Annotated in this window: 7 protein-coding genes and 2 pseudogenes; all 9 read right to left on the reverse strand. The window is 71.8% G+C overall.

All coding sequences use genetic code 11. From position 1 onward, the window contains the following. Position 1: 1 nt before the first annotated feature. Positions 2–1,410, reverse strand: a pseudogene (locus UG55_RS15135) (ribonuclease J); the annotation flags it as partial. Beyond that, positions 1,407–2,411 (reverse strand): 4-hydroxy-tetrahydrodipicolinate synthase, encoded by a 1,005-nt coding sequence (gene dapA / locus UG55_RS15140; RefSeq protein ID WP_066068770.1) that lies wholly within the window; start codon positions 2,409–2,411, stop codon positions 1,407–1,409. The gene dapA and the pseudogene UG55_RS15135, both read right to left, overlap by 4 nt. 152 nt (positions 2,412–2,563) lie before the next feature. Continuing rightward, positions 2,564–2,758 carry a hypothetical protein gene (locus UG55_RS15145; protein ID WP_066068772.1) on the reverse strand — a complete coding sequence of 65 codons (195 nt, stop codon included), beginning with the start codon at positions 2,756–2,758 and terminating at the stop codon, positions 2,564–2,566. A gap of 163 nt (positions 2,759–2,921) precedes the next feature. After that, positions 2,922–4,499, reverse strand: coding sequence for a hypothetical protein (locus tag UG55_RS15150; protein ID WP_199865139.1), 1,578 nt, complete (start codon positions 4,497–4,499; stop codon positions 2,922–2,924). Between the two features lie 256 nt (positions 4,500–4,755). Further along, positions 4,756–5,880 carry an acetate/propionate family kinase gene (locus UG55_RS15155; RefSeq protein WP_066068839.1) on the reverse strand — a complete coding sequence of 375 codons (1,125 nt, stop codon included), beginning with the start codon at positions 5,878–5,880 and terminating at the stop codon, positions 4,756–4,758. An 83-nt stretch (positions 5,881–5,963) separates the two neighbouring features. Continuing rightward, positions 5,964–8,188, reverse strand: a 2,225-nt coding sequence (locus tag UG55_RS15160; RefSeq protein ID WP_242424431.1) for a phosphoketolase, incomplete at its 5' end; no start/stop codon positions are given. Between the two features lies 1 nt (position 8,189). Next, a pseudogene (locus UG55_RS37420) lies at positions 8,190–8,369 on the reverse strand (hypothetical protein); the annotation flags it as partial. A gap of 204 nt (positions 8,370–8,573) precedes the next feature. Beyond that, positions 8,574–9,332: an FAD-dependent thymidylate synthase gene (gene thyX / locus UG55_RS15165; protein WP_242424457.1), complete on the reverse strand. Its 759-nt coding sequence runs from the start codon at positions 9,330–9,332 to the stop codon at positions 8,574–8,576. A gap of 713 nt (positions 9,333–10,045) precedes the next feature. Beyond that, on the reverse strand, positions 10,046–11,139 hold a 1,094-nt coding region (hisS, locus tag UG55_RS15170; RefSeq protein ID WP_066068781.1), incomplete at its 5' end, for a histidine--tRNA ligase.

Consider the following 11,139-nt stretch of genomic DNA (forward strand, 5'->3'; position numbering starts at 1 on the left):
NAGGATCCGCCGGTCCTTGAGGCTGGACTCGCCGACGTCACCGACCGCGAGCCCGTCCACGAACACCATGCCGCAGGGCACCGCCCCGGTGATGCTGGCCTGGCCGTCGATCAGGTCCACGACCATGCCGTCCTCGGCGAGGATGATCCGGTCCGGCGGAACTCCGGTCGCCTCGGCGAGGGCACCGTGGGCACGCAGGTGCCGCCACTCGCCGTGCACCGGCATCATGTTCGACGGCCTCGTCGCGTTCAGCACGTAGAGCAGCTCACCGGCCGGGGCGTGCCCGGAGGTGTGGACCATCGCGACACCCTTGTGGACGACCTTCGCGCCCCACCTGGTCAGGCCGTTGATCACCCGGAAGATGGCGGTCTCGTTTCCCGGGATCAGGCTGGAGGCCAGCACGACCGTGTCGCCCTCCTGGATGCGGATCGCATGGTCCCGGTTGGCCATCCGGGACAGCGCCGACAGCGGCTCACCCTGCGATCCGGTCGAGATCAGGCAGAGGTTGCGGTCCGGGAGCGAGTCGATGTCGCGGCTGTCGATCACCAGACCGGGTGGGACGCGCAGCAGACCGAGGTCGCGGGCGACCCCCATGTTCCGGACCATGGAACGGCCGACGAAGCAGACGGACCGGCCGTGCGCCTCGGCGGCATCCAGCACCTGCTGCACGCGGTGGACGTGGCTGGCGAAGCACGCGACGACGATCCGCCGGTCCGCCTCGCGGAAGACCTTGTCGAGCACCGGCGCGATCTGCCGCTCCGAGGCGACGAAACCGGGGACCTCCGCGTTGGTGGAGTCCGACAGCAGCAGGTCGACGCCCTCGCGGCCGAGCCGGGCGAAGCCGCCCAGGTCGGTCAGCCGCCCGTCCAGCGGAAGCTGGTCCATCTTGAAGTCGCCGGTGTGCAGGACCAGACCCGCGTCGGTGCGGATCGCGACGGCCACCGCGTCCGGGATCGAGTGGTTCACCGCGAGGAACTCGCACTCGAACGGCCCGAAGTTGTGCCGCTCCTCCTCGCGGATCTGCAGGGTCACCGGCTGGATGCGGTGCTCGGCGAGCTTGGCGACAGTGAGCGCGAGCGTCAGCCGGGTGCCGATCAGCGGGATGTCCCGGCGCTCCCGCAACAGGTAGGGGACGGCCCCGATGTGATCCTCGTGCGCGTGGGTGAGGATGACCGCCTCGATGTCGTGCAGGCGGTCCCGGATGGCCGTGAAGTCCGGGAGGATCAGGTCCACTCCGGGCTGGTCGGTCTCGGGGAAGAGCACACCGCAGTCGACGATGAGCAGCCGGCCGGCATGCTCGAACACGGTCATGTTCCGGCCGATCTCGCCGAGCCCACCCAGCGGGATGATCCGCAGGCCGTCGGCGCGAAGCGGCGGGGGCGGGCCCAGCTCGGGGTGCGGATGCGTCATGAAGCCGCCGTCCCCGCGCCCGCCGACGCGGCGCCGGCTCCTGCTCCTGCTCCGGCTCCTGCTCCGGCCAGCGCGACCGCCGGATCCAGCAGGGCCGCCGCCAGGTCGGCGCGCAGCAGGGCACGCTCGGCATCGGTCGCGTCGACCAGCGGGGCGCGCACGGGCCCGGCGGGCAGGTTCGACATCGCCAACGCCGCCTTCGCCAGGATCACCCCCTGGGTGCGGAAAAGTCCCTCGTATGCGGGCAGCAAGCCCTTGTGTAGCGCGATCGCCCGACCCACCTCACCGGCCCCAAAGGCCTCGATCATTGCCCGGATGGCGGGTGCGGCCACGTGGCCGACGACACTGACCACACCGCAGGCGCCAACGGACAGCAGCGGAAGATTGAGCACGTCCGTGCCCGAGTAGTAGGCGAGGCCGGTGTTGGCCAGCACTCGCGAGGAAGCGGCCAGGTCGTCCTTGGCGTCCTTCACCGCGACGATGCGCGGATGTTCCGCCAGCCGCAGGAGAGTCTCGGTCGCCACGGGCACCCCGGACCTGCCGGGAATATCGTAGATCATCGTCGGCAGCCCCGTCGCGTCGGCGACGGCCCGGAAGTGGGCGAGCAGCCCGGCCTGCGGCGGCTTGTTGTAGTACGGCGCGACGACGAGCAGGCCGTCGACCCCGGCCTTCTCGGCGGCCTCGGCCAGCTCCAGCGTATGCCGGGTGTCGTTCGTCCCCACACCCGCGATGACCTGGGCACGCCCGCCGACGGCCTCGCGGACCACACGCAGCAGCGTGTCCTTCTCCGCGTCCGTCGTGGTCGGGGACTCGCCCGTCGTACCGTTGATGACCAGCGCCTCGTTGCCGGCATCGACAAGATGCTCCGCGAGCGCCGCGGCGCCCGGGACGTCCAGGCCGCCGTCCGAGGTGAACGGCGTGACCATCGCCGTGATCATCCGCCCGAACGGGGCCGGGGGCAAAGCTGACATACCTGCCACGCTAGCGGGCACCTCCGACATCTCCTCCGACGGTCACCGACCGGCGAAGTCGGCGTTCCCCCACCACATGCCTCCACCGTGCGCGGGCGACACCGCCCAGACGCTCACGGCTGGACACCCGCCACACACCGGCGGACCGGGGCAGGGAACGAAGTACTACTTCCAAGCGGCTTTCAGGAGCGTGATGCCAGCTCCGCCGAACTCGACGGACGGGCGGGCACACGGCCCGCAGGCCGCGGACGGGCCCCGGCGATCATGTTCCGGTCGAGCCGCAACCACAGCTCACGACGGCCGAGACGGACGAACGACCGCAGGCCACCCGCGCGCGCCGCGCTGCCCGCGACTCCCGCGCCGTAGTTCTTCGGCATGCTCACCGTCCCGTCTCGCACGACAGTTGGTTCAGGGTACCGCCCTGGCCGGGGCGGGGGCCGCCGTTCGGTGGCTCCGGCCGCGTCCTGCCCGCATGGCCTGGCCGAACGGCTCCCCCGCGGACACCCTGCGGGCCACATACGCCGTACCGACTGGTCCCGGTCATGTCCGCGCACCGGACTCGCCGGACTCAACGGACATGATGGACGGAGCCGGTTCCTCCGGTGGGGTGTGCCAGCCCAGCGCGCGCAGCCCGGACAGCACCGCCAGCGCGACCAGCAACGCCAGCAGAGCCTGTTTCGTCGGACCCAGGACCCAGGCCGCGAGGCTCGACCGCTCCCGGGTGAGCAGCATCGTCGCGGCGAACGACGAGGGGACCGCCACCACCGCAACCGCGTCGGCACCGAGCCGGAACGGCAGCGCCGACAGGGCGACGGTGAGCACCATCAGGACCAGGATCGCCATGGCCACCCGCCCGACGTCCGGCGAGACGCTCAGGCCGACGACCAGCTTCGCCCGCGCCGCCCGGCTCGCGTCGATGCTGTAGAAGGCGTACACCTCGCGGTTCTGATGGACGTCCTCGATGTAGGTCCGGTCGATCCGCTGGTCCCACAGGTCGACCGTCACCGGTGTGCTCAGTTCGATGCTGGAGTCGTCGGTGCCCACGCTGGCGTGGTAGCTGCCCGGGCCACCGGGGTCGATGTCCACCAACGCGACCGGGGTCAGCCACCGCCGCCGCAGCGGGACGGCGCCGTCCCGCACCGGGAACCGGCGCGCCAGCACCGTCCGGCGCTCCTCCTTCATCTTGATCAGGCACGGGCGGTACGGGTCCACCGTCACGGCCGCCAGTGCCTCCCAGCGCCGCCCGTACTCGGCGACGGTGCTCAGCACCGGCGTCGCCGCGGCGCCGACCAGGCTCAACCGGTCGATCCAGGCGGTGAACTCACCCAGGTAGCCGGAGATGTGGTCGATCTCCAACGGGGTGGGGACCTCCGGGTCCCGCCACAGCTCACCGACGGCGAGCAGGAGGGTGTCGGCGCTGCTCAGCGGGTCGAACGGCTCGTCCAGCACCTGGCCGAGCAGGCTCTGGGCCGGTTCCAGCAGCCCCTGCCAGGACCGCATGGTCGCCGCGGGTACCGCCAGGTCGGCCTCCCGCTCCAGATAGGTCCGCACGTCCTCGAGCGACAGCGGACGTCCCCGCCGGGGCGCCAGCCGCGGCAGGTTCCCCGTCAGCCGACCGGGGCGGAAGCGGGAGATCGCGTCCACCACCCGGCGGGCGTCCCCGGGGAGCGGACAGCCCGCGTCCTCGGCGAGCAGCGCGACGAGGTTCCCCTGGATGGCGACCGAGGTCCCATACGGCATCAGGTGGGCGTCGGAGCCACCCGGCCCGACCAGATCGAAGCCGACCAGCGCCCGCTTGGGCAACGTGGAGATCGGCAGCAACAGGCAGACCTCCGGGGGCAGCCGCCCCGCCGTGTCCAGCCGGCCGGTGCCCGGCACGATGCTGTTCAGCAGCCCGTCCAGCGGGCCCCAGTTCACGGACCGGGCGAGCTGGCAGCGGTTGGCGCTGACGATCGTGAACTGGTCGACGACCCGGCGGCGCAGCCCCTGGTACTCGGCCGGTGGCGCCAGCAGCATCGTGGTGACCTCGTCCACGTCGGTGAGGTCGAGCACCGGGGCGCTGTCGGCGTCGTCCCGCCGGCTCCAGCGCCGGAGCCGGCTGGGCCACGCGCCGCCCATGCCACCGAAACCGCCGAAGCCGCCGAAGCCACCCGGTCCGCCCGGCCCAGGCCCAGGCCCAGGCCCGGGACCCGGACCGCCCGAGCCTCCCGAAGCCACTGCGCGCTACACCGGTCCCTCGGCGGCGGCCGGCACGCTCCGGCCGGTCCCGCGGGCTTGTCCGCTCACAGTCCGGCAGAGTAGCAGTGTCTCCACGGACGGGGACATCCGCGACATGTCGCGTGTCAGGGGGTCGCGGCGGCAGGGGGTCGCGGCGTCAGGGGAGAAGCGCGCGGGCCGCCCGGGCGATCTCGATGTCCTCACGGGCCTCGATGACCAGCGTGCGCGCCGGCGCGCCGGCAGCGGTGATCTCCAGGTCACCGCCGGCGTAGGACGCGTTCAGGTCGTCGTCGACGGCGACGCCCAGGAAGCCGAGGCCGGCGGCGGCGCCCGACCGCACCGGAGCCGCCCGCTCCCCCACCCCGCCGGTGAACACGAGCACGTCGAGCCCATCGAGCGCCGCGGCCATGGCGGCGGTCTCGGCCCGCAGCCGGTGCAGGTAGACGGCGAATCCCAGCGCCTCCGGGCTGCCTTCCCGCCGGGCGCCGTCGAGGACCGACCGCATGTCCGCCGAACCGACCAGCCCGGTCATACCGCTGCGGTGGAACAGCGCATCGGTGAGTTCCTCGGCGGTCAGGCCACGCTCGGTCTGCAGCCACAGCAGCAGGCCGGGATCCACCGTCCCGGAGCGGGTGGCCATGACCATGCCCTCCAGCGGGGTGAAGCCCATCGTCGTGTCGACGCTCACGCCATCGCGGACCGCCGCCAGCGACGCCCCCGAGCCCAGGTGCGCCGTAACCACCCGGCGGCCCCCGGTCAGCTCGGCGGCCCGCCGGGAGGCATACGCGTGGGACAGGCCGTGAAACCCGTAGCGGCGCACCCCGTACTCCTCGCGCCAGCTCGCCGGAACCGGGTAGGTCACCGCCTCGGGCGGCATGCGCGCGTGGAAGGAGGTGTCGAAGCAGGCGACCCGCGGCACCCCGGGGAGCACCGCCGAGACGTCCGCCAGCGCGGTCAGCGCCGCCGGCTGGTGCAGCGGGGCCAGCGGCACCAGCTCGCGCAGCCGCCGCTCGACCTCCTCATCGACCAGGACCGGGTCGGTGAAGACCGGACCACCGTGCACCACGCGGTGACCGGTGATCGCTACCTCACCGGCGTGGGCGAGGTTCTCCACCGCCCGCTCGAGCTCGCCGGGATCCGGGCTGCCGGCGACCGCGCGCAGGTTGTGCGCTGCCAGCACCTGATCGCCCGGATCGAGCAGCCGCAGCTTCACGCTGGACGAACCGGCGTTCACCACCAGTACGTTCCGGTCCCCGCCGATACCTGCCCCGCCTTCGTTCATGCTGCCCTCGGTCGAGCCGGCCACAGTCGAGCCGGCCACAGTCGTGCCACCCTCGGTCGCCCCGCCCTCGGTACGGCGCATCCTCAGTACGGCCAGGTCCAGTCGCGGATGCTCGGATCGTCTTCGCCGTGGTCCCGGGTGTAGGCCCGGGCCGCCAGCCGCGCGTCGATCATCCGCTGCCGGACATGCGCCGCGCGCGCACCCAGGCTCGGCACCCGGTCGATCACGTCGACCACCAGGTGGAAGCGATCCAGGTTGTTCATCATCACCATGTCGAACGGCGTGGTGGTCGTGCCCTCCTCGATGTAGCCCCGTACATGCATGTTGTTGTGGTTGCGCCGGCGGTAGGTGAGCCGGTGGATCAGCCACGGGTAGCCGTGGTAGGCGAAGATGATCGGCCGGTCCTCGGTGAACAGCGCGTCGAACCGGGGATCCGAGATGCCGTGTGGGTGCTCCGCCTCGTCCTGGAGGCACATCAGGTCGACGACGTTGACCACCCGCACCTTCAGGTCCGGGAAGTGCTGGCGCAGGATGTCGACGGCAGCCAGCGTCTCCAGCGTCGGGATGTCCCCGGCGCAGGCCATGACGACGTCGGGGGTGCCGTCACCGGCGTCGGTGTGGTCGTTGCTCGCCCAGTCCCAGATACCCAGGCCGCGGGTGCAGTGCGCGATCGCGTCCGTCATCGACAGATAGTTCAGCGCGGGCTGCTTTCCCGCGACCACCACGTTGATGTAATGCCGGCTGCGCAGACAATGATCGGCCACCGAGAGCAGGGTGTTCGCGTCCGGCGGCAGGTAGACCCGGATGATCTCGGCCTTCTTGTTCACCACATGGTCGATGAAGCCCGGGTCCTGGTGCGAGAAACCATTGTGGTCCTGCCGCCAGACGTGGCTGGTGAGGAGGTAGTTCAGCGAGGCGATCGGGCGGCGCCACGGAATGTTCCGGGACGCCTTCAGCCACTTCGCGTGCTGGTTCACCATCGAGTCGACGATGTGGATGAACGCCTCGTAGCAGGAGAAGAAGCCGTGCCGGCCGGTGAGCAGGTATCCCTCCAGCCAGCCCTGGCACAGGTGCTCCGAGAGCACCTCCATCACCCGGCCGTCGGGAGCCAGGTCCTCGTCCGTGGGGCGGATCTCGGCGTTCCAGGCACGGTCCGTGGTCTCGAACAGCGCGCCCAGCCGGTTCGACTCGGTCTCGTCCGGGCCCATCACCCGGAAGGTGTTCGGATTGGCCCGCATGACGTCGCGCAGAAAGCCGCCGAGCACCCTGGTCGCCTCGCTCAGCGTGACGCCCGGCGCGGGCACGTCCACCGCGTAGTCCCGGAAGTCGGGCAGCGCGAGGTCCCGCAGCAGCTCGCCGCCGTTGGCATGCGGGTTGGCGCTCATGCGCCGGGTGCCCACCGGAGCGAGTGCCGCGAGCTCCGGCCTCAGCCGCCCGTCGGCCTCGAACAGCTCCCAGGGCCGGTAGCTGCGCAGCCACGCCTCCAGCTGGCTCCGCTGGGCCGGATCCCGTTTCGGGTCGGCGATCGGCACCTGATGGGAGCGCCAGTTCCCCTCGACCGGCTTTCCGTCCACGGTCGACGGGCCGGTCCAGCCCTTCGGCGTCCGCAACACGATCATCGGCCAGGCCGGGCGGGACGGGTCACCGAGCCGGCGGGCCCGGTCCTGGATGTCGTGGATCCGCGCGATCGCGAGGTCGAGCACGTGCGCGAGTCGCTGATGGACCTCGGCGGGGTCGTCCCCGGTCACGTGCAGCGGCTCGTAGCCGTAGCCGCGCATCAGCGCGTCGAGCTCCGGCTCCGGTATCCGGGCGAGGACCGTCGGCTGCGCGATCTTGTAACCGTTGAGGTGCAGGATCGGCAGCACCACCCCGTCGCGCACGGGATCGAGGAACTTGTTCGAGTGCCAGCTCGCCGCGAGCGGCCCGGTCTCCGCCTCCCCGTCACCGACGACCGCGGCCACCAGCAGGTGCGGGTTGTCGAAGGCGGCACCGAAGGCGTGGGTGAGGGCGTAGCCCAGCTCACCACCCTCGTGGATGGAGCCGGGCACCTCCGGGGCGACGTGGCTGGGAATGCCGCCGGGGAAGGAGAACTGGCGGAACAGCCGCCGCATCCCGTCCACGTCCTGGGCGACGGACGGGTAGATCTCGCTGTAGGTGCCCTCCAGGTAGGTGTTCGCCACGATACCCGGCCCGCCGTGGCCGGGGCCGATCACGTAGATGGCGTCCAGGTCGTTGCGGCGGATCACCCGGTTGAGGTGGGTGTAGATCAGGTTGAGCCCGGGAGTGGTTCCCCAGTGCCCCAGCAGCCNGGGCTTGATGTGCTCCGGGCGCAGGGGCTCCGTCAGCAGCGGGTTGTCCAGCAGGTAGATCTGCCCGACCGACAGGTAGTTCGCGGCACGCCAGTAGGCGTCGAGCAGGCGCAGCTCGTCGACGGACAGCGGTTTCGCCACCGCGCCGGACTGCGCGCCGATCTCGGCAACCTTGGTCATACCGGCCCTCCCCTGCCCGTTCCGCCCCGGCGCCGTTGCCCGCGCGTCCATCCNACCGCTCGACCCCACCATCGTTCCCCGCGGTCATCACCGATCGGTGGTCCGTTGTGAGCAGCGGCGTGGTCATCTCCGCCTGTGCGAAGGCATGGCGAACGGCCCGGGCGCATGTGCCGGACGGCCCTTACGGCCCGTCGGAACGCGGAATCAGCCTTCGCCGACGAGTGGGCTGGAGGCCACCTCGGTGCCGTCGTCGAGTGTGCTCACCCGGAAGTCCGCGAACACGTTCGGCGCCACCTCCCGCAGGGCTCCCAGAATCGCGATCGCGAGACCGCGGATCTCGACATCGGCGTGCTCGCTGGCGCGCATCCCGATGAAATGCCGCCAGGCCCGGTAGTTGCCGGTGACGACGATCCGGGTCTCGGTGGCGTTCATCAGCACCGACCGGGCCGCCTGCCTCGCCTGCTTGCGGCGCGACGTCGGCGCGGAGACGTCGGCGAACCGCTTCTCCAGCCCTTCCAGCAGCCGGGCGTACGCCTCCATCGAGGCCGTCGCGGCTTCCGTGAACAGCGCATGCAGCTCCGGGTCGTCGGCGATGACCTCGGGTTCGACCAGGGCCGCGTCATGCTCGGGGACGTAACGCTGCGAAAGCTGGCTGTAGGAGAAGTGGCGGTGCCGCACCAGCTCGTGGGTGAGGCTGCGGGACACCCCGGTGATGTAGAGCGACACCGTCCCGTGCTCCAGCACGGACAGGTGCCCGACCTCCAGGATGTGCCGCAGGTAGCCGGCGTTCGTCGCCGTCGCCGGGTTGGGCTTGCTCCAGCTCTGGTAACAGGCCCGCCCGGCGAACTCCGCCAGCGCCTGGCCGCCGTCGGCGTCGGTGCTCCACGGGACGTCGTCCGGTGGAAGGAACTCGGTACGGGCGACGACCTGCACCTTCAGGCGCGCCGTGCCCGCGCCCGCGATGTCGCCCCGCGGTGACCCGAGCGCCTGGACCCGCTCCGCCGACCGGGCGGCGCCGGCGGGCCCACCGACCTCCCCAGGCGCTCCGCCCGTACCGGCGGTGCCCCCGCCCACAGCGACCTCACCCACAGCGACCTCCACGACAGCGACCTCCCAGAGGAACGACGTCCCACGGCCGACGCGCACCACGGTATCCGCTCGATGCGGGCGGCCCAGGGCCCGGCGCCTGACGAGGCCCACGAGGACCACCACGCCGCACCGGCGGGCATCCGCCCACGGCGGGGGCACCCGACGACGGGCGGTGCGACCGGCATCGGCATGCACCGGACCGGTTGCGTTCGAACCGCCCAACCGGCCCGTGTCGTCACCCACTTACCCGTCCGGTGACCCGTCCGGTACACGGCGGTGGCCGGGGCGGCCCACCGTGGTACACCGGATGTGGGCCCCCCGCCGCGGTCGGCGAGGGGTCCGGTGCTCGCCCGGCGGGTGGTCCGGCCGGGGGTCTCCGCCCCCGTCAGCCCTCGGCCGTGACCCTCGCCGATGGCGGGCACCGCGTCCACCACGCGGCCGCGACCGCCGGTCGGCCCGTCTCCCGCGCCGCCGACCGGCGCCGCGGTCGCGTGGCGACCCCGAGGGCCACGCGGCGGCTTCGCGGGCTGGGCGGCTTCGCGGGCTGTCAGCCCACGGAGCCGGCAATCACTCTCCGCGACGGGCGGTCACCCGGCGGGAACCCACACCGCGGGATCGGCCGGCCCCTGGTCGCCGGTCGCCATGTTCTTCACCTCGTGCGGGCGGTCGTCCCCGAACGGCGGGAACCAGACGTGCGGGATCCCCTTGCGGGAGGCATAGCGGATCTGTTTCGCGAGCTTGTCCGCCTGGTGGTAGGTCTCGACGTTGAGGCCGCGGCCACGGAGCAGGCGGGCGGTCGCGAGCGCGTCGGGACGCCGCTCGTCGCTCGGGATGACCATGAGCACCTGGGCCGGGCTGGCCGGCCCGCCCCCGATCGCCCCGTCCGCCACGAGCTTGGCGAAGATCCTGGTCAGCCCGATCGAGATCCCCACGCCCGGCAGGTTCCGGCGGATGAACGTCCCGGCGAGATCGTCGTACCGGCCACCGGAGCAGATGCTGCCGTACGCCGGTGAGTCCACGAACTTCGCCTCGTAGACCGTGCCCGTGTAGTAGTCCAGCCCGCGGGCGATCGACAGGTCGGCGACCACGCTGCCCGCCGGCAGGTCGGTCAGGTCGTCGAGCACCCGCGCCAGCTCGTCCAGACCCTCGCTGAGCAGGTCGGACTTCACTCCGAGCCGGCCCACCTCGTCGACGACGGCGGCGTCCGCGCCCCGCACCTGGGCCAGGTCGAGGCAGGCACGCGCCTGGTCGGCGCTGAGGCCGACCGGACCCGTCAGCAGCGCCTCGACCCCCGCGGATCCGATCTTGTCGATCCGGTCGGCGGCCCGGATGACCGCGAGCGGGTCGCCGATGCCGAGACCTTCGTAGAACCCCTGCAGCACCTTGCGGTTGTTGATGTTCAACGTCCACGCGGGAACACCGAGGTCGGTGAGGACCTCGTGCACGATGCGGGGCAGCTCGGCGTCGAAGTGCAGCGGGACGTTGTCGACGTTGATGACGTCGATGTCGCACTGGGTGAACTCACGGTAGCGGCCCTCCTGGGGCCGCTCCCCGCGCCAGACCCGCTGGATCTGGTACCGCTTGAACGGGAAGACCAGATCGTTGAAGTGCGCGGCGACGTAGCGCGCGAACGGAACGGTCAGGTCGAAGTGCAGCCCGAGCCGCGCGCTGTCGTCATCGT

Origin of the sequence: Frankia sp. EI5c (assembly GCF_001636565.1) — a bacterium.
Classification (GTDB): Bacteria; Actinomycetota; Actinomycetes; order Frankiales; family Frankiaceae; genus Parafrankia.